Source organism: Paenibacillus sp. Y951 (assembly GCF_056786395.1).
Genome location: NZ_JBXCIY010000002.1, coordinates 139,022 through 157,299, shown reverse-complemented (window position 1 = coordinate 157,299; position 18,278 = coordinate 139,022). Strand labels below are relative to the sequence as shown.

The following is an 18,278-nucleotide window of genomic DNA, read 5'->3' as shown; positions in this document are numbered from 1 at the left end:
ATGTCGACAGAGATTGAAGTAGAAGAGTCCGACTTTACTCAATTGGTACACATAGAACCGCAGTATGACAGTTTGAGAATAAGTAATTCATTAGGGGCAGAAATTGATGCCGTAGCTTTAATAGAACATTTAATAAAATTAGAAGGAATGGATCGTATTCAACATCTTACCATCAACTATAATTCCTCATTGAAAAATCTTAATGTACTTAGCGCTTTTTCAAACTTAAGAACATTAGCTATATATGGTCAACATATTAAAACATTCGAAGGCATTGAATGGTTTGATAAGGGTGAATACATCTTAATAGAAACGCATCGCAATCGACGAAGAGATATTTCGCTCCTTTCTCAAATCCAAGTAAAGTCAATAAATATAATTGTAGAGCGATTAGAAGATTTAACAGCTATAGCTGAATGCAGAAGTTTAAAAAAACTAGATCTAAATCGCTCAATGGAGGTGGATCTAACTCAGTGGAGAAGCGTACCTTTTGAGTTTATTGGATTTAGGAGAGGGAAGTTTAAGGAGTTAGGAAATATAGCGGCCATTCCAGATTTAAAGGAAATATACGTATTAGGTTGCCGCAGCTTAGAACGTTTTACAGGAGATAATAGTAATATTACAAGAATAATTGTAGATGGATGCAAAAAACTAGATCTGCGGACATTAAGTTCATTTGAGAAGATAGAAACATTAATTGTAAACAGCTGTCCCAATGAAATGAATCTATGTGAGCTTGGAGAATTAAAGTACGTCAAGCATCTTGACTTTATATTGTGCAATGTTCAAGTGGATATTATTGAACTTAAGTCGTATTTTCCGAATTTAGAGTCATTGCATATATCTAGCATGAAGAAAGAATATGGGATGCAGCTGAAGGAACTTAACCCTGATATTGAGATTACAGGAAGATCATTTAGATTGGAGTAGGATTTGATTGTAGGAGTGAGAAAATGGAAAATATTGAGAAGAAAGAAGGGATCATTAACGGTATCGTTCATGATCAAACTATTTATAATAATGGTTTAAATAGTTATTATCCTACGCTTATAAATTTGAAATATTTAATCAGTAAAATTATTAATACCGACTCGACTACCCAATATATTAAATTCAATCCTTTTTATAGAAACGCGAGGAAGGATCAACAAATTGAATTCGACGATTACATGTTCTATTTGGAATGCAGAGATCAATTTAGTGAAGCTGATGAATTAAATCATATGGAAGATTGTGTAGGTAAGAGTAAATCCGAGATGACTGATGAAGAGTATCGATATGGAACAATCCTTTATCCATTATGCAAGTATGATGATACTGTGACATATCAGAGGATATTGCAACGTTATGTGGAGTTTCTGGACGATATGATTCCGAAACTAATGCAGTGGTCGATTGAATTAATGGATTTAACAGTTGAGGATTTGGCATTTGGTTATTTTTGTTTCGAAGTTAATAGTGGGTAAACATGGGGAAAGATAAAGCTTTTCGATAGAGTGACATATTAGGATAGACAACAGTATCTTTATGGGGTGTGAATATGTATTTATGTCCAGTTTGTGGGTATGACCAGTTAGATGAACCTCCATATGTTAATAATGATGTAAAGACTGGGAGTTTTGAAATATGTAGTTGTTGCGGATTCCAATTTGGTGTTGATGATTTAGATAGAGGGATAAGTCATCAAGAGTATAGAGATAAGTGGATAGAAGAAGGAGCGATATGGTTTAGCAATTCCTCGTCTAAACCGAAAGAATGGAATCTAGAAAAACAATTACTTAATGTCGAAGAGTCACATACAAGTTTAACAACTCCACACGGCATTATAATCTATCTAATAATTGAATTGTTGAATTCTGGTAAACATACTGAGGCGGCTATGTTACTAGAAGATAAAGGATTAAGTGATGAGGAATTAGATGAATTCTGCATTAAATTATCTTATGAGTTAAGTAATTTAGCATGTTACACTTTTGTATGCAAATTGATTATGGATAATGAAACGGCACGCCTGCATAGTCTCGCAGCAACTCTATTATCTACATCACTATCTTTTATAGAGGGAGCTTCTACTTCAAGCTTATATCATGTAAGGAGAGCGATAGAGTTACATCCAACTGATCATTCAATTAAAGAGATGTTGATTTTTTTGTATCAAGTCCCCGATGAACTTGTTAGTCGAGAAGAAGCAATAGAGACAGCTAAAGAAATTCTGCTTAGTGAGCCTGGAAATAAGACGGCACTAGGTTTTCTGGATTCATTAAGTTAATTGTTAGACCTGTTACGAGTCGAATATAAAAAGCTCACAAAGTGAAGGAGGGGTTGTATGGTTAGTGATTTGAAAATTGGTTCTGGCCAAGTTCTAATCGATGTAGGCTGGTATCCTTCATTCCAAGAGAATGGGAATTGATGGTGACAAAATGTTATTTGTGGCTGTTTTGATAATTGCAACCATATTTGGCTATTTCAAATTATGGTCAATGAGACTGAAGAGGAAATCAATAATCTCAATACTCGCTATCGGGAATTTAGTTCTCGTTATGTTGTATTTTTCAAGGTATAAATAAATGTAAAACCATATACGATGAACTTCTTCCCTATAATAAGACAAGTTATTGAACCAGACAACGAAAGAGCATGAGTGCGGTACTGCACTCATGCCCTTTCGTTTTTTTTCTAATTCATTTGTGATTGTAATCATTACTGTCTTTTAATAAGCTTCAACAAATCTTCGCCACTAATTTTTGATAAGCCAGCGTTCACTCTGTGGTATACTGCGGTATTGGTCTGCTTAGCCCCTTTGGACTGATTAATACCCTTCTTTATATTGAATGTGTGTTCAATGCCAAGTTCTTTGCTGATTTCAAGTAATTTATCATCGTAGCGTCCATAAGGGAAAGCGACGATATTAGGCTGGTCACCTAACTCCTTAACGAGTAACTCATGCGCAGAGGAAAGATCATTTTTTATGCGATTGACGTATTCTTCTTCGGTCTCATTTTCTTTCAAGCTAACTAACGCTGCCTGCTTATATGTACCAGGATCAAGATAAAGATGATGATTATAGGTATGGTTGTAGAAGCTTTGTCCGTACTGTTGCATCTCACGCATTTGATCCCAGGTTAGATGGGGCAGTGTTTTCTCGTTAGGTTCATTAGTATGTTTCACAATAATGAAGTTCGTAGCAGGTAGATTGAAATTTTTCAGAATAGGATAAGCAATACTATAATAGTCCTCGTATCCATCATCAAAAGTTATGAGTACAGACTTCTTCTTTAATTCAAGATGACCTTCCATATAAGCAATATACTGTTCCATGGAAATAACATCATAATCGGAAGCAGCTAATGCAGCCATATGCTCTTCGAATACTTCGGCGTTAATAATTTTCGGATCATTACTATAACCAAAATCATGATACATAAGTACGACGACACCTTCATCGTGGCCTTTAAAATAGTTATATGCTGCTGTTGAAATACTAACGACAAATAATAGTGAAATAAAAATTAATATATACTTTTTCAATTGTCTTCCTCCATATAATAGATTGAGCTATAATGACTAATCGCTGTTTCATTCGTATTGTGTTGCGGTGAAGCTACAATATTATTGTACTATAGCTTCATTACGAATAAATATGTAAATAAGAAGAATTATCGGAAAATTCATGAACAGACAAAAGTAGCAATAAAAAAAGGCAAGTTTCCAGAAAAACTGGAAACTTGCCTTTTTGTTTATTTACTAATAACACCACACGCAATGCGTGCTCCAGAATTACCAGCTGGATCGGTAACATAGTCATCAGCATCTGCATGTATGACAAGTGAAGTACCTTTCTTCTTAAGCAATGAATTAGCTTCACCTTTTTTAAGTGTAACGACACTTGTAATGAGTTCCACATCGATTGTGCCATCACTCGATACTTCGACATTAGGCAAATCACCGTTATGAAATCCATTGGGATTGTTGAATCCATGCTGATGGTTGATGGGGTTGAAATGTGAACCTGCTGTCTTAAAGTCAGGCGGATCACATTGTCCATTTTCATGTATATGGATGCCATGCACACCAGCAGTTAATTGTGTAGCTTGTAAGTGAATTTTGACATTGTCACCATCTTGTACAAGGCTGGCTGTTCCGATACTAAGTCCATCGGTATTAATGATAGATATAGTTATTGTTTTTCCCTTCGCACTGACGCCAGTTGTATTGATACACAAACTTACGATGAGCAAGGATAGCCCAATTAATATTTTGTTCATAAAACCCTCCATTGTAAGTGTTTATTAAGTTGTTAGCATATGTTGCCCAATAGAATAATTAATATTCCAAACACTGTTGAGTTTTAGTATGATTAGAATATATAGCAACTAGGCACGTACACTAGTAATAGCGGACTACTCTTTATAAAGACTATCTTCGAATTAACTTTTTACTCGTAAAAACTCATAACGGTTTTGGGGGGGAATGGTGATGAAACAAATATTAGATGATGATGCAACGGCACTAGCAGAAAAAATTAAAACTGGGCAGTATAGCTCATTAGAAGTTACCAATGCTTATATCGAACATCTTGAAAGAGCGAACAAAAGTGTAAATTGTGTAACGGCTGACCGCTATGATATTGCGAAGCAGGAAGCGATAGATGCAGATATAAAATTGCAAAATAATGAGCCAGTAGGTAGATTGCATGGTGTTCCGATTAGTATTAAAGACTGCTTCCATGTTGCAGGAATGGCAACAACAGGTGGGCTAATCCATCGAAAAGATAATATCGAGCCCGAGGATGCTGAAGCAGTAGCTTTGTTGAGGCGAGAAGGTGCGATCATCATCGGTAAGACGAATACACCAACACTTTGTTTTTGTCAGGAAACAGATAATAAGCTATATGGTCGGACGAATAATCCTTGGGATCTTTCGCGCTCGGTCGGTGGTTCTAGCGGTGGGGAAGGTGCGTTAATTGCTCTTGGTGGTGCAGCAGTAGGATTAGGAGCAGATATTGGTGGTTCTATTCGCTTTCCGAGCCATAACAATGGAATTGTCGGTTTCAAATCAGGTGATAAGCAGGTTAGTGCTGTCGGTAATTTCCCCCATGTGACAATTCCGGAGCAGAATCGTATGCTAGGTATTGGTGCGATGAGTAAATCAGTACGTGATGCCCGTCTTATGAATGAAATCTTAACAGCTGGGAAGCGGAAATTCGTTGATCTTGATGCTTATGAACTTGTAATGCCTTATAAGCAACCCAATATTCCACTAGATGAAACAACGGATCAACTGATGGAGCAATTACGTGCCAAATTAGCGGCTGATTATAAAGTAAACAGTGAGTTGCCTCCACTATTTGATGATTGTGCGCTTATTTGGCAAGAATTAATGAGTATAGATGGAGCCAAGCATGTAGTGAAATTATTAACGGAAGATGGTACGAAGAAATATCCATTATGGGAGTTCGTGAAAGAGAAGGTAACGCGCCAATCTGACCTTCATCCTTATCTTTCTTGGGCGTTAATAGGTGCTCGAATGTTTCAACCATCGGAAGATCGACTAGCAGAAATCCGCAAGCTGTTTGCTGAAGGAGATCAGCAGATCGCTGAGTATTTCAGTAATAAAATACTCATTATTCCTGTCTACCATGAAGCAGCGCAAAAGCATGGTAAGTTGTACAGTGAAATATTCTCGATTCGCAAATCATACAAGCAATATATGCCTTATATCGCTTATGCCAATGTATGGGGACTTCCATCGCTTACGATGCCAATCGGTACGGATGAAGCAGGTATGCCAATTGGTGTGCAGCTTATTTGCAACATCGGCAATGAAGATGCTATTTTCCAATTAGGAGAATGGTTAGAGGAAGAGATGTATCGTTATAAACGTTGTACTACTTACGACGCGTAGAGGTAAATCTCCATTAGTGTAACTCCAAATACTACAACTAAATATGAGTATAATGAAGCATTACTACTTATTCTACTGACTAAAGTTTAATTTGTTTATATCTCTATCATAAATGGTTATCATAATGTGATAACCATTTATGCTTTTTACGGAAGGAGTTTAGTTCTATGAAATGGAAAAAAATCAGTATGTTACTTATCATTACTAACTGCATAACATTATCGTTATTTTTTTTCGTTCGCAATGTGCCAAAACATGATATTTGGATAGATATATTATTAGAAGGAAAATCAGAAAACTGGTTAGTAGAAAACTATCAATTAAGCTATAAAGACAGTCAGTTACAATTTGGAAGAGGAAAAGTTTCATATCAATCTGAAGACATTACAAATATTGATAACGTCGAATTAATATTTTATTATGATGAGCAACGTACACATAAGCTACACGAATCAAAGATAGAATCATGGGACAATCTGAGTAACTCCATCATCTTGGGCGGTGGTGGAAGTGGTCCAGAGAACCAGTTGGAATTTGAAAATAGCATAGATTATCCAAATATGAGCTCTGATATTGCAGTATAATAACTACGACATCAGAGCTTTTTTTTTACGTTAGATAGTGACTACAAACTAAACCTTAAGTGGCTCATGATTGAAGGAAGGTGTTTCAATTTGTATCGTGGAGTGCTCAATTTCGAATTTATTAGCAATCAGAGCTAGTGCTTGTTGTAATACAGCTTGTTGATCAGCATGCTCCTCAATCACGATATGACAGCTTAATGCATCCAGATTTGAAGTTATCGTCCATATATGCAGGTCATGTACTTCTAGCACATGTGGTAGCTGCTGCAATGTATGTAGCACTTCCTGCTGATCGATATGCGATGGTGTACCTTCCATTAATATATGAACCGTTTGCTTCAATACACCCCAAGCACCACGAAGAATAAGTAGCGCAACAACAACACTAATGATCGGATCGGCATAATACCATTTGAATGCTAACATAATTAACCCTGCAACAATGGCACCGACAGAACCAAGTGCATCACCGATAACATGTAGATAAGCACTACGCATATTAATGTTATTTTTCACATCGCCTTTTCTCATTAGAAAGTAAGCTGAGAGCAAGTTAGCTAATAAGCCAATACAGGCGATGAGAATCATGGAACCACTAGCAACGGTTGGTGGCTCAACAAACCTTTTGAATGCTTCTACGATGATAATTCCGGCGACAAGAAATAGAGTGGCACCATTCAATAAAGCTGCTAATATTTCAAAGCGATGAAATCCATAAGTCTGTTTGGGCGAAGCTGCTTTGGCAGCAAACCCAAATGCGATTAAGCTCAATAATAGCGAGCTAGTGTCACTAAGCATATGTCCACTATCGGATAATAAAGCAAGGCTGTTTGTGATTAAGCCGCCGAAAAACTCGAGAATCATAATAGTTGAAGTAATAATAAGGGCAATTATTAGCCCTTTACGATTTCCTTCGATATCGCCATGATGATGGTGCAGCCCGTGGCTATGATCATGACCATGATGCTGGTCGTGCTCATGGTCATGTTTATGATGGTACTGGTCGTTATGTTGCTGTTCATGACCATGTTTGTGGTCGCAGCTACGATGTGTATCATTATGTACAGAGTTTTTAGTAGTCATTATATATCCCTCCTAAAATTTCACTTAAACACCCAACAACATATGAGCATATATTCATATGTATAGTAAAGCATAGTTATATTAACTAGTCAATAATATTATTGTTCTTGAATACCGCGCTAGTGTTTACAAGTAGCAGTGACATCATTCCAATATTCCTTGATATGTAATATAATTGAATTTGAGTATATATTTATATTGAATTAAGGATATCGTCGCTGGTATGAACATAAGATAATATGAACAGTTAAAGGGGGGAAGTATGTGAAGAAAATTGAAGTGACCAATGTAACGCCGTTATCTGCGTTTAAGGTAACGATTTATTATTCTATTATTCCATTAGGATTTATGATGCTAGTAGGCATTCTTTTTACTATTATCGCTTCGGCAATTGGTCAACGTGGATTACTAGCAGTAGGTATTCCGTATATTATTTTACCTATTATTCTTATTTGGGTATATGGTCTGTTTGCGATGTTAATTGCGCTAGTGTATAACGGTTTAGCAAAGAAGTTTGGTGGCTTAGTTGTCACAGTAAAAGATGTGGAAAATGCTCAGCCACAAATGTACTACAACAATGATTATAATAATCAAAATCATCAAAACAATCAAAACAATCAGTAATACCGGACCTCATTAACAGCTACAAATAACGCGATATACAGATAACTCTAATGATCTATACATATGTATACGAATAAGAAAAAGCGACTCATTATGAGTCGCTCTTTCTTATGAAAACTTAAGCTCTAATGTCTAAGTTTTTACCTAAATTAGGATCAAGGCTACCTTCTAGCACTTTAGTGAATAGCTGCGAAGTAAGGTCTTTACTAAGGTTCAAAGACTTTTTTAGCAAGCCAACTTGTAGTTGAGCTTGCACATTAGCAAGACTATTAGCGGTTGATGCTGCCGCAATATCCAATAATATCCCCTCCTAAAACTTTTCATTAACTTCAACATCAATATTAACCTTTTACCGCCCCTGCTACGACACCTTTAACAATATATTTTTGTAAGAACATAAATGCGATAATGGAAGGTAGTACTGCCCCACATCACATCGATAATTATAATCGTTGTCGTTACTGATTTCAAAAGCGGGAAAATTACTGAGAAAAATAAGCGGAAGCCAGAAGCTCCGTCGATTGTCGCACTTTCATCAATGTCCTTCGGAATTCCTTTAACAAATCCATGATAGATAAATACAGCTAGTGGGGCACCGAATCCCCAATATAGAAAACCAAGCCCAGCCTGTACTTTTACCTAATGACTCAAAACCTTGCATGAAAATAAATTCCCATATGAAACCAATAATGACTAAGCTTAAGATGTAAGGAACGAAGAAGGCTGCTCTTAACCAAGTTGTAGATTTCAGCTTCATATTAAGTAATAATGCCAATAAGATTGCTATGAAATTGTCTAGTCCAATAAATTTTACGCTACTAGATATTCCATTCCACTCCATAAGAGAGTATCTTATAGTTATAACGAATGGAATATAGAAAGCGATGGCCACGCAAATAAGAACAGGAATCGCGAATAAATTAAATTCGATTTTTTCATTTGATCTTCGACCTAGAAATTTGAACATAAGGCACCTCTTTTCTTGTATTATGCCGCTTAGTGACGTTATATTTAATATTATACGGATGTTAAGGCTACTTCAAAATGGACTTTCATTATCATTTAAGGGTAAAAAAGTGAACCGTATTGTTGAAACTATGAATGGGGAGGGATTTTACAATGAAATGTTTAAAGCGCTTACTCAATAGAATTACTAGTAGATTAGTAAATAAACTTATTATTTTATTTTCAGCAATTATTATATTAGTTGTAAGTTCTCTGACAATTATCTCTTATGAAATGCTGCATAAAGAATCAATCAATAATAGTATTTCGAGTACTACGAATAACTTGAAATTGGTTAATCAAAATCTTGAGGATTATGTAAAGGAAATGGAACGGAGATCACTACCACAAGTGAACTATGATGAATTAACGTATGCGATATTACATGAATCAGAAGATTATGCATCGAAGATGTACATTGAGGATTATTTACGTAGCATTTTTCTTAATCAGGATGATCTGATGGTCGTATATATGTATATTGTCCAAGCTAATAAGTACTATGAAATTTCACGTCAGCAGTACGATATATCGATTAGAACGGTGCCAGATCAGACTACAGATGAGCAGTTTTGGTATGAGGAAGTATTGAATAGCCCACATAATCGTGCGTATCAGTCGTTGGATTTCAATAAATATGTTGATGCTTATCGGATAGCAAATAATGAAGATTTTTTTGCTTATCATAGAGTGTTGCGATCGATTGTAAGTCGGGAGCCTCAGGCTGTATTGTCGTTTTATTATAATAGTTCTGTCAAAGATATCATTATGGAGGATGTTCCACTTGAAGAAGGAGAACAGTTATTTTGGATAAGCCCAAGTAATGAAGTTTTTGTAGCAACGGACTCTGTAACGTATCATCAATTAATGAATGAGAATGTCATTTCAAATCTTACAACTGAAAATAATGGTCAATATACTTGGTCAGATGGGGAACAGAAATATCTTATTATTTATAATATCGGTAAATCTGAAGGGTGGAAGCTAATCAAACAAATTCCTTATAACCAGATTAATAATATTGCGAATCAAACTCGTAATTTCAGTCTGATTGTCGGTATTGCATTTCTTATTTTAGCAGTGCTATTAGTTATTGTTTTTGCTAATCAAATTACAAAGCCATTGAAAAAACTATCACTGCAAATGAAGAGATTCAGCGCGGGTGATTTTGAAGCGATTACAGATGTTGTTGGAAATGATGAATTAGCTTACATTTCACATCGGTTTAATCAAATGGTGAGTCGGACGAATGAACTAATTAATGAGCGCTACAAATTAAAGCTTGCTGAAAAAAATGCTGTACTAAAGGCATTGGAAGCTGAGATCAATCCGCACTTCTTATATAATGCATTACAAGCGGTTTCAACGAAAGCGTTAAAGCACGGTCAATTTGAAATTGTAGATATGGTTGATTCATTAGCATTATCCTTACGCTATTGTATTAGCGGTAAAGATAAAGTTAGTGCACGGGAAGAATTGAAACATATTGGTCATTATCTTAATATACAAAAGGCGCGTTTTGGCGATCGGCTTCAAGTTGAGCGCGATTGGGATGAGCAGCTAATGGATATTGAAGTACCGAAGCTATCGATTCAAACACTTGTGGAAAATGCCGTGAAGCACGGCTTAGAAAAAATATCTACACCTGTAACGATCTATATTTCTGCGGAGCAAACAGCAACTGAAGTTATAATTACGGTTGCCAATAATGGACCGACTATTGAATCTAATAAGCTACAAGAGATTAAGCAATGGCTTGCTCAAGATTGGGAGGATGCACTCAATAAGCAGGAGAATATCGGGTTAATTAACTTAAACACACGATTAAAGCTATTATATGGTAATGATGCGCAACTTGTTATTTTGAGCGATGATCAGCAAACTACTCTATTAATTATACTACCTAGAGGAGGACAACAGGATCATATATAGTTTGTTATTTATTGATGATGAAGAACCATTGCGTGAAGCAATCACAATATTAGGATTATGGGAAGAGCTTGGTGTCGTGCAATTGTATGAATAGTATCGTAACAACATTTGTGAATGGGGGCATTTATATGTTAAAACGATTAACCTCTCTAACCGTTAGTTTAGTGCTTGTGATGAGTATGCTTGCTGCATGTGAAAGCGATAACAAGAACGGCGGAAATTCTGCAACAAATGGAACAAATACTGGTGAGAAACAAGTGACAATCAACATGTTCACCGCTGCACCAGAATATACAGAGGCTTTTAATGCATATATTAAAGAATACGCCAAAGTTAAACCAAATGTAAAAATTAACCTTGAAATTATGCAAGCAGATTATAACACAGTATTGAAATCAAAAATATCTTCAGGTAATACGCCAGATGTTTTCCAGACAACTGCTGGTGGTGATATTGATAATTTCGCTGAATACAGCGCTGATCTAACGAACGAGCCACTTGCGGCAGTGATGACTGACATCGTTAAGACAAATATGACATCTTCTGATGACCGAATACTAGGTCTTCCTGTTAAAGGGAATCTAATGAGTATGATCGTCAATATGGATTTGCTTGAAGAGGCAGGCATAACATCGATACCAGCTACAACAGCTGAAATGGAAGATGCTATTGCAAAGCTTGAAGCTAAAGGCATTACGCCCTTTGCTAATGCCTACAAAGAGTGGTGGGTATGGAAACATATATTCCAACATTTCGTTAACACAGCCGCTGAAGATGCTAATATTACACCTCAGGAGCTAGTTAATCAATTTATTGCTGGAACGACAACATTCCAAGAACATCCAGTACTTTACAATAACTTCTTTAGCTTTATCGATACAACAGTAGAGCATGGAACAACTAAGCCGCTTGAACGTGATTCTAATGCTCAAGTTGGTGACTTTGCAACTGGCCAAGCCGCATTTATGACTGGTAAAGGTGCATGGGATGAAGAAGGAATTAAGAAAATTACACTAGACTTCAATCTTCAAATTGCTGGTTACCCGGTAAGTGATAAGGCTGAACAAGCAATGATTACAACAGGTGCAGACGCAGCACTTCGTATTTCCAAAGATTCTCCAGTAGTAGCAGAGACAATTGAATTCTTTAACTGGCTATATACTTCTGACTACGGTAAAAGCTGGTTCTCGGATGTAGCGAAAGTTATTCCGCCAATTAAAGATGCACCACTTCCTGATCTAGATATGATGAAACAAATGGAAGAAGTTTTGAAAGATGGTCAATCAGGTGAGCTTTCTGTTAACTATTCATTAGATACATTCCACCAAAAATTCGGTGGAATTATGCAATCTTATATCGGTGCAAACAAATCAAAAGATAATGTTGTAGAAGAAATTCAACAGGCATGGATCCAATTTGGCGCTGCTAAGTAGTAGAGCATGAAACAGCACAAACTATTACAATTATAGTGAAATGTAATAATATACATAAAAGTGAATGCGATTACATTTGCAACTGGATTAACAACAATGTATATTATTAATATAAACATTATTTATAAGGTGGTATTTAATGAAAATAGATATTTCTCAACACTCATTGCCTGTATATGAAGCATTAGCGAGTAATGTGCGAATCGAAATGATTCGAGTACTTGCAGTAAAGTCTATGAATATTAAAGAACTTGCGGATGCGATGGGTCTTAGTAGTGCGATTATGACGATGCATGTTAAGAAGCTTGAGCGAGCAGGTATTATTAAGTCTTCTATGCAGCCTGGTAAAGGTGGAGCCAAAAAAGTATGTACATTAGTTACGGACTCGATCGAAATCGTATTCCCTCCTAAAGTTGAAACTGTATTTCGCGATTGTCATGTAACTGAAGTATCTGTAGGTCATTATACAGACTTTGAAGTAACACCAACTTGTGGCTTAGCGACATCGGTTAAAGTATTAGGTATGTTTGATGAGCCACGTGCTTTTCTAGAGCCTGAAAGAGTGAACGCCAAGATACTATGGTTCGGTCAAGGGTTTGTAGAATACAGACTAGCCAATTATTTGAATAAAAATGAAAATCCCCTTGAGTTAGAAATATCAATGGAAATTTCATCGGAAGCACCGTTTGCTAACGAAAACTGGCCGTCAGATATTACATTTACATTGAATGGCGTAGATATTGGAAAATGGACAAGTCCTGGTGATTTCGGTGGTGACAAGCAACGTGGTCGCTATACACCTGACTGGTGGTGGGATGAAATTAATCAGTATGGTTTGCTGAAGATGCTGAAGATTAATGAAGAAGGTACCTTTATTGATGGTATGAAAATTTCTGATGTGAAATTATCTAGCCTTGATCTTGATCTGAAGCAGTGGAAGTTCCGTATATCTGTATTGGAAGATGCGGAAAATGTAGGAGGTGTAACACTGTTCGGAAGCGGATTTGGTAACTATAATCAGGACTTAGTGTTTAAGCTTTATTATGATCGCCGACTAACAGAAGCGGAAGTAGCGGAGGCTGCTAAAGCTGCTAAAGCGAATTAATACGTATTAGAGGTAGTTCAAAAGCTCACTTTTGAACATGAATTTTTATAGATGAAAACAAAAAAAACGCATTCTATCCCACTGTATAGTGGAACGGAATGCGTTTTTTGTATAGCTTGCAAATGGTTAGTAACGATTAATTTAATTAAAGAGCCAGATCAGTCTCTACAAGAGGAAGAGCAGATTTCTGAACGGGTCTACCTAGATCTGGAAAACCAGACGGTGTCCAAGTTAAAGGTTGAACGCAAGTATGACGATTAGGATCATACAATGGGTCGCCAACAATCTCCTTGTAATTACGAGCATGATATACGATCAAATCCGTAACGCCGTCTTCTGCTACTGTGAAGCTATTATGCCCAGGTCCGAAGATAGACAACTTTTCATTGGTCCCAAAGATAGGTGCAGGTGACTTATTCCATGATAGCGGATCAAGTAAATTACTATCTTCATCTGCCCAGAGTAAGCCCATACAATAATGATGGTCAGTTGCACTAGCAGAATAAGTCATAAATATTTTACCATTACGCTTCAATATAGCAGCACCTTCATTAACGAGGTAGCCGATTTTTTCCCATTCATATTCAGGAATAGAAATACGAACTTGATTAGCTGAAAGTGTCCAAGGATTGATCATCGGTGCTATATATAGATTAGAGTTACCTGGAATTTTAGCATCTTTTTGAGCCCATACATAATAACGTTGACCATGATGTTCAAAGGAAGTAGCATCTAATGAAAACGATTCCCAATTTGTTGTCACTTGTCCCTTTTCTATCCAAGGACCTTCTAGTGGATTGATTGCATCACATTCTAATGCGAACATACGATGATCAAATAATCCTTCATTTGTTTCGGCAGTACGTGCTGCTGCGAAGTAAATATACCATTTGTTATCGATGTAATGAATTTCAGGAGCCCAAATATTCGCGCTCATGGGACCCGTATCATATTTGCGCCAGCATACGAAAGGCACTGCCTCTGCAAGACCACTAATCGTGGTAGCACGACGCAGTTCAATGCAATCATAGCTAGGAACTGATCCAGTAAAGTAATAATAGCCGTCTGAATGTTTATAAATCCATGGATCAGCGCGTTGGGGAATAATCGGATTTATATACTCCGTTGTTAAATTGTTAGTCATACAGTCCTCCTGACTATAAAGTTAATATAAACATTAAGTATTCATAATAATATTAATATTACATAAACTGATCTTTTTGTCTAGTAGGTTTTTAAAATTCACATAAAAAAAGCATCTAAACAGTGGAATGATACAATGGATAGCACTATTTTTAAGGGAAACCTCTTGAAATGGCGAAGGCTGTAGGTTGAGGTGGTTTACATATATGTTAATTAAATGATGTATGTATTAATATATATGTTAATAGCTATATTAAAAGCTGTTGAATAGCAGAACGAAGGATAATTGACATGCTAAAAGTTGGAATTATCGGCGCAGGTGGAATATATCGTTATGCGCATCTGAACGGATGGAAAACTTCAAAAGATATTCAAGTTGTTGCAGTGTGTGATGCTAATCGTAAATTTACAGATCGACCAGATGAGACTGGAAAAATTCCTGCGGGTACTTTTGACGTAGAAGATATGGCAACGGGCTTTATCCGTTTTGAGAATGGCGCATCGCTACAAGTAGAGTTTAGTTGGGCTTCTAATATTGAAGAAGAGCAGCGCTTCCTTGAGTGGAGAGGTACGGAAGCTGGCTTCTCATTGATTAATAATGAACTAACTATCGATTGTGTGCTAGGTATAGATACGCCAACGATTACACCGCAAGATGGTGTTCATATGATTCAAATTTTGAGTGCAATCTATGAGTCGGCAGAGAAGCAGGCTGAGGTTCGCTTAACTTAGATGTAGTTCAAAAAGCGGACTTTGATAACGATGTGTTGCGTAGTTGCTTATTCGATATCGAATATGAAGCGAACTTGGGAAGTCCGGGACTCGTGTACCAATTACGTACACTGGAGCGTCCTCCTTCTGCTGGGTTTCGTTTCATTGTTTGTGAACACGTACCAATCACATTATATTCTCCCTTTGAGTGTAACGTTTTTTGTTGTTCGCCGGATTACAACACAATTGCCTATGAATTAACAGACATAGTGTATCGCAATAACGGCCACATTAATCATGTTGTCTCTTACGACAATACCACTAATGTTTACAACGATAGTATTGATTATATATTGCTTGTCACTGCCTAACAGGTGAACATTTTGCTTAAATGTTCATAATTTAACACTATATTTTGTATAGTTGCTATTTATTTTATCGGTAATATAGGTTATGATGTAAAAGTATCTTATATAGAGACATAATTTCAAAGAGATAAAGGAGAATGAGAAATGAAAAAAGTATTAATCGTAAAAGCAAATAACCGTCCAGCATCTGAAGGTGTTTCAAGCAAGATGTATGAAACATTTGTAGCTAATCTAAAAGGTGTAGAGGTATCGACATTTGATGTATTCGCTGAAGATATGCCATATTTCGGTCAAGAATTCTTTGACGCTTTTGGTAATGCACAAGCTGGTACATTAACGACTGAAGACCAACGTCTTCTTGCTGCAAAACAAAAAGCAATGGATGCTCTAACAGCTGCTGATGTAGTAGTATTCGCATTCCCACTATGGAACCTAACAATTCCAGCGGCACTTCAAACATTTATTGACTACACTTACCAAGCTGGTTATTCATTCAAATACAACGAACAAGGTCAACTTGTTCCACTATTGACTGACAAAAAAGCTATCTTCCTAAATGCTCGTGGTGGAATTTATTCTTCTCCAGAAGCGGCTCCTATGGAGATGTCTGTTAATTATATGCGTAACGTTATTGGCGGAGTTTACGGTTGTGAAGTTATTGATGAAGTAATTATCGAAGGTCATGCTTCTGCTCCAGCACAAGCAGAAGCGATTGTTGCGGCTGGTCTTGAGCAGGTTAAGGCGGCAGCAGAAAAACTTTCTGTTGCAGTAACAGCTTAAGAGAGGTAGTTCAAACAGCAGACTTTGATAACGATGTTATGCTGACGTTGCATATTCGACATCGCATCTGAGGCGAACTTGGAAAGTGCGGTTCGCGTGTACCAATAATGTACACTTGCGCTTCCGCCTTTCTCAAGTAGCGCTTCACATGCTCGATTCTGAAAGCCCACTTTTTGAACCTTCATTGTAAGAGGAAATTCAAATAGCGGGCTTTGATAACGATGACTGGCTAACGTAGCTTAGTCGACATCGCATCTGAGGCGAACTTGGAAAGTACGGTTCGCGTGTACGTAATCATGTACACTTGCGCTTCCGCCTTTCTCAAGTAGCGCTTCACATGCTCGATTCTGAAAGCCCGCTTTTTGAACCTTCATTGTAAGAGGAAGTTCAAACAGCAGGCTTTGATAACGATGTGATGCGTTGTAGCTTAGTCGACATCGCATCTAAACGAAGAGCATCTTTTCACAAGCATTGTGCTTGTTGAATTAGATGCTCTTTTTTTGCTGCCGCTGAAAGTTTCGTTGTTCTCGGTAGCAAATAACTATAGACAAAATGCGACATTTCTTTGTAAGCTTAACTATAAGCGGAAGTTCATAAAGCTCGATTTTTGAACTAACACTATAAGAATGCTTCCGAAGGAGAATTACGAAGTGAAAGTTATTTTTATCGTCAATGAACAAGCAGGCGGTGGTAAAGGCGCGCATGTTTGGAAGAAAATAAAGTCGCAGCTCACGATTCCTTATATCGTTCATATATCTGATTATTCTGGTCATGTTGTTCATCTAGCTAAGCAATATACGCTAGAAAAGGAAGAATCTATTCTATTATTAGCAGTTGGTGGCGATGGAACGATTCACGAGGTCATTGAAGGATCTGCTGGCAATGATCATATTCAAATAGGAGCAATGAAAGCTGGTTCAGGCAATGATTTTGCACGGGGATACTATATATTTGAAAAAGTTTCTGATGTAGAGAATTATTACTACCATCACAACTCAGAGCTCAAAGCGATGGATCTTGGTCAGATTACATTAGAAGATCAATCATCACATAGCTTTGTCAACAATTCAGGGATTGGTTTTGATGCTTTTATTACTACGACTTTGAACCAATCCCGATTAAAGCGTTGGCTCAATTATGTGAAGCTAGGCCGACTATCCTATATGATTCTCACAATTTGGGCGTTGTTTACTTTCAAACGATTCAATGCAGTTATTCATAGTGGAGAGCAAACGCATCGTTTCCGTAATGTTTGGTTTATCTCGATCTGTAATGGGCCTTACTTTGGCGGAGGAATGAAGATTTCACCTTCTTCTAGAAGTGATGATCAGCAATTAGAATTGACAGTTGTACATGATTTATCGAGAATAAAGCTATTACTAGTATTTATGAGCGTATTTTGGGGGAAGCATGTGAAGTTTCGTGAAGTGGAAATGTTACAATCCGATCAGTTTTCACTGCAGGTTGACGCACCTACAGTCAGTCATGTTGATGGAGAATTTCTTGGGCTTGTATCTGCAGAAAAGATGATTACTTGCCAATTGGATCCACGTAAATGGTATTTGGCTAAATGCTAATACAATAAGATATGCTACTAATTACTGAT

General features: G+C 36.9%; 20 protein-coding genes and 2 pseudogenes. 13 read left to right on the top strand and 9 right to left on the bottom strand.

Features of this window, described 5'->3' with window-relative positions:
- The 3 genes from AC1TPB_RS03450 to AC1TPB_RS03440 all read left to right on the top strand — a co-directional run bounded on the left by AC1TPB_RS03450 (position 1) and on the right by AC1TPB_RS03440 (position 2,269).
- Positions 1 to 930, top strand: a complete 930-nt coding sequence (locus AC1TPB_RS03450; RefSeq protein ID WP_482075205.1) for a hypothetical protein — start codon at positions 1 to 3, stop codon at positions 928 to 930.
- A gap of 23 nt (positions 931 to 953) precedes the next feature.
- Positions 954 to 1,466 (top strand): hypothetical protein, encoded by a 513-nt coding sequence (locus AC1TPB_RS03445; protein WP_482075204.1) that lies wholly within the window; start codon positions 954 to 956, stop codon positions 1,464 to 1,466.
- A gap of 74 nt (positions 1,467 to 1,540) precedes the next feature.
- Positions 1,541 to 2,269, top strand: coding sequence for a hypothetical protein (locus tag AC1TPB_RS03440; protein ID WP_482075203.1), 729 nt, complete (start codon positions 1,541 to 1,543; stop codon positions 2,267 to 2,269).
- Positions 2,270 to 2,700: 431 nt separating this feature from the next.
- On the opposite strand, the gene AC1TPB_RS03435 is transcribed toward AC1TPB_RS03440, so the two are convergent.
- Together AC1TPB_RS03435 and AC1TPB_RS03430 are read right to left on the bottom strand one after the other, a co-directional pair.
- Entirely contained in the window at positions 2,701 to 3,528 is an 828-nt protein-coding gene (locus AC1TPB_RS03435) for a polysaccharide deacetylase family protein (RefSeq protein ID WP_482075202.1), read from the bottom strand.
- Between the two features lie 209 nt (positions 3,529 to 3,737).
- Positions 3,738 to 4,265 carry a superoxide dismutase family protein gene (locus AC1TPB_RS03430; protein WP_482062648.1) on the bottom strand — a complete coding sequence of 176 codons (528 nt, stop codon included), beginning with the start codon at positions 4,263 to 4,265 and terminating at the stop codon, positions 3,738 to 3,740.
- A gap of 211 nt (positions 4,266 to 4,476) precedes the next feature.
- Here AC1TPB_RS03430 and AC1TPB_RS03425 point away from each other — a divergent pair, with 211 nt between their 5' ends.
- Positions 4,477 to 5,904, top strand: a complete 1,428-nt coding sequence (locus tag AC1TPB_RS03425; protein WP_482075201.1) for an amidase — start codon at positions 4,477 to 4,479, stop codon at positions 5,902 to 5,904.
- A gap of 167 nt (positions 5,905 to 6,071) precedes the next feature.
- The gene (locus AC1TPB_RS03420) at positions 6,072 to 6,488 is read left to right on the top strand and encodes a hypothetical protein (protein WP_482075200.1); all 417 of its coding nucleotides are present in this window, start codon (positions 6,072 to 6,074) and stop codon (positions 6,486 to 6,488) included.
- Between the two features lie 48 nt (positions 6,489 to 6,536).
- Here AC1TPB_RS03420 and AC1TPB_RS03415 read toward each other — a convergent pair whose 3' ends face one another.
- Positions 6,537 to 7,571, bottom strand: coding sequence for a cation diffusion facilitator family transporter (locus AC1TPB_RS03415; RefSeq protein ID WP_482075199.1), 1,035 nt, complete (start codon positions 7,569 to 7,571; stop codon positions 6,537 to 6,539).
- A 264-nt stretch (positions 7,572 to 7,835) separates the two neighbouring features.
- On the opposite strand from AC1TPB_RS03415, the gene AC1TPB_RS03410 reads away from it, so the two are divergent.
- Positions 7,836 to 8,195: a hypothetical protein gene (locus tag AC1TPB_RS03410; protein ID WP_482075198.1), complete on the top strand. Its 360-nt coding sequence runs from the start codon at positions 7,836 to 7,838 to the stop codon at positions 8,193 to 8,195.
- Positions 8,196 to 8,313: 118 nt separating this feature from the next.
- On the opposite strand, the gene AC1TPB_RS03405 is transcribed toward AC1TPB_RS03410, so the two are convergent.
- The 3 genes and pseudogenes from AC1TPB_RS03405 to AC1TPB_RS03395 form a co-directional block, all read right to left on the bottom strand.
- Complete coding sequence (locus AC1TPB_RS03405) at positions 8,314 to 8,493, bottom strand: YjfB family protein (RefSeq protein ID WP_482062644.1); 180 nt, start codon at positions 8,491 to 8,493, stop codon at positions 8,314 to 8,316.
- 43 nt (positions 8,494 to 8,536) lie between these two features.
- Positions 8,537 to 8,819: pseudogene (locus AC1TPB_RS03400) on the bottom strand (ABC transporter permease subunit); the annotation flags it as partial.
- On the bottom strand, positions 8,752 to 9,162 hold the full coding sequence (locus tag AC1TPB_RS03395; protein WP_482075197.1) for a hypothetical protein: 411 nt from the start codon (positions 9,160 to 9,162) through the stop codon (positions 8,752 to 8,754). The pseudogene AC1TPB_RS03400 and the gene AC1TPB_RS03395, both read right to left, overlap by 68 nt.
- Positions 9,163 to 9,314: 152 nt before the next feature.
- Between AC1TPB_RS03395 and AC1TPB_RS03390 the strand changes: the two genes are divergently transcribed.
- From AC1TPB_RS03390 to AC1TPB_RS03375, 4 genes and pseudogenes are all read left to right on the top strand, one after another.
- Complete coding sequence (locus tag AC1TPB_RS03390) at positions 9,315 to 11,132, top strand: sensor histidine kinase (protein WP_482075196.1); 1,818 nt, start codon at positions 9,315 to 9,317, stop codon at positions 11,130 to 11,132.
- Positions 11,125 to 11,223 (top strand): annotated as a pseudogene (locus AC1TPB_RS03385) (response regulator transcription factor); the annotation flags it as partial. The gene AC1TPB_RS03390 and the pseudogene AC1TPB_RS03385, both read left to right, overlap by 8 nt.
- 37 nt (positions 11,224 to 11,260) lie before the next feature.
- A complete protein-coding gene (locus AC1TPB_RS03380) occupies positions 11,261 to 12,565 on the top strand; it encodes an ABC transporter substrate-binding protein (protein ID WP_482075195.1) in 1,305 nt (434 codons plus the stop codon).
- A 139-nt stretch (positions 12,566 to 12,704) separates the two neighbouring features.
- Positions 12,705 to 13,670: an ArsR/SmtB family transcription factor gene (locus AC1TPB_RS03375; RefSeq protein WP_482075194.1), complete on the top strand. Its 966-nt coding sequence runs from the start codon at positions 12,705 to 12,707 to the stop codon at positions 13,668 to 13,670.
- A 145-nt stretch (positions 13,671 to 13,815) separates the two neighbouring features.
- Here the strand turns inward: AC1TPB_RS03375 and AC1TPB_RS03370 are convergent, their stop codons facing one another.
- A complete protein-coding gene (locus tag AC1TPB_RS03370; RefSeq protein ID WP_482075193.1) occupies positions 13,816 to 14,814 on the bottom strand; it encodes a glycoside hydrolase family 43 protein in 999 nt (332 codons plus the stop codon).
- Positions 14,815 to 15,104: 290 nt separating this feature from the next.
- Here AC1TPB_RS03370 and AC1TPB_RS03365 point away from each other — a divergent pair, with 290 nt between their 5' ends.
- Positions 15,105 to 15,545 (top strand): hypothetical protein, encoded by a 441-nt coding sequence (locus AC1TPB_RS03365; RefSeq protein ID WP_482075192.1) that lies wholly within the window; start codon positions 15,105 to 15,107, stop codon positions 15,543 to 15,545.
- Between the two features lie 491 nt (positions 15,546 to 16,036).
- Positions 16,037 to 16,672: an FMN-dependent NADH-azoreductase gene (locus tag AC1TPB_RS03360; protein WP_482075191.1), complete on the top strand. Its 636-nt coding sequence runs from the start codon at positions 16,037 to 16,039 to the stop codon at positions 16,670 to 16,672.
- Here AC1TPB_RS03360 and AC1TPB_RS03355 read toward each other — a convergent pair.
- Together AC1TPB_RS03355 and AC1TPB_RS03350 are read right to left on the bottom strand one after the other, a co-directional pair.
- Positions 16,669 to 16,857, bottom strand: coding sequence for a hypothetical protein (locus AC1TPB_RS03355; RefSeq protein WP_482075190.1), 189 nt, complete (start codon positions 16,855 to 16,857; stop codon positions 16,669 to 16,671). The genes AC1TPB_RS03360 and AC1TPB_RS03355 overlap by 4 nt on opposite strands.
- 54 nt (positions 16,858 to 16,911) lie before the next feature.
- Entirely contained in the window at positions 16,912 to 17,046 is a 135-nt protein-coding gene (locus AC1TPB_RS03350; protein ID WP_482075189.1) for a hypothetical protein, read from the bottom strand.
- A gap of 276 nt (positions 17,047 to 17,322) precedes the next feature.
- Here AC1TPB_RS03350 and AC1TPB_RS03345 point away from each other — a divergent pair, with 276 nt between their 5' ends.
- The gene (locus AC1TPB_RS03345) at positions 17,323 to 18,249 is read left to right on the top strand and encodes a diacylglycerol/lipid kinase family protein (RefSeq protein WP_482075188.1); all 927 of its coding nucleotides are present in this window, start codon (positions 17,323 to 17,325) and stop codon (positions 18,247 to 18,249) included.
- The last annotated feature ends 29 nt before the right edge of the window (positions 18,250 to 18,278 follow it).

Bases quoted from the DNA above. Each gene is read 5' to 3' on its own strand.
- AC1TPB_RS03355 (WP_482075190.1), bottom strand. From the start codon at position 16,857: ATGAAGGTTCAAAAAGTGGGCTTTCAGAATCGAGCATGTGAAGCGCTA.
- AC1TPB_RS03430 (WP_482062648.1), bottom strand. From the start codon at position 4,265: ATGAACAAAATATTAATTGGGCTATCCTTGCTCATCGTAAGTTTGTGT.
- AC1TPB_RS03375 (WP_482075194.1), top strand. From the start codon at position 12,705: ATGAAAATAGATATTTCTCAACACTCATTGCCTGTATATGAAGCATTA.
- AC1TPB_RS03350 (WP_482075189.1), bottom strand. From the start codon at position 17,046: ATGAAGGTTCAAAAAGCGGGCTTTCAGAATCGAGCATGTGAAGCGCTA.
- AC1TPB_RS03365 (WP_482075192.1), top strand. From the start codon at position 15,105: ATGCTAAAAGTTGGAATTATCGGCGCAGGTGGAATATATCGTTATGCG.
- AC1TPB_RS03380 (WP_482075195.1), top strand. From the start codon at position 11,261: ATGTTAAAACGATTAACCTCTCTAACCGTTAGTTTAGTGCTTGTGATG.
- AC1TPB_RS03445 (WP_482075204.1), top strand. From the start codon at position 954: ATGGAAAATATTGAGAAGAAAGAAGGGATCATTAACGGTATCGTTCAT.
- AC1TPB_RS03425 (WP_482075201.1), top strand. From the start codon at position 4,477: ATGAAACAAATATTAGATGATGATGCAACGGCACTAGCAGAAAAAATT.
- AC1TPB_RS03370 (WP_482075193.1), bottom strand. From the start codon at position 14,814: ATGACTAACAATTTAACAACGGAGTATATAAATCCGATTATTCCCCAA.
- AC1TPB_RS03390 (WP_482075196.1), top strand. From the start codon at position 9,315: ATGAAATGTTTAAAGCGCTTACTCAATAGAATTACTAGTAGATTAGTA.
- AC1TPB_RS03420 (WP_482075200.1), top strand. From the start codon at position 6,072: ATGAAATGGAAAAAAATCAGTATGTTACTTATCATTACTAACTGCATA.
- AC1TPB_RS03450 (WP_482075205.1), top strand. From the start codon at position 1: ATGTCGACAGAGATTGAAGTAGAAGAGTCCGACTTTACTCAATTGGTA.
- AC1TPB_RS03440 (WP_482075203.1), top strand. From the start codon at position 1,541: ATGTATTTATGTCCAGTTTGTGGGTATGACCAGTTAGATGAACCTCCA.
- AC1TPB_RS03415 (WP_482075199.1), bottom strand. From the start codon at position 7,571: ATGACTACTAAAAACTCTGTACATAATGATACACATCGTAGCTGCGAC.
- AC1TPB_RS03360 (WP_482075191.1), top strand. From the start codon at position 16,037: ATGAAAAAAGTATTAATCGTAAAAGCAAATAACCGTCCAGCATCTGAA.
- AC1TPB_RS03395 (WP_482075197.1), bottom strand. From the start codon at position 9,162: ATGTTCAAATTTCTAGGTCGAAGATCAAATGAAAAAATCGAATTTAAT.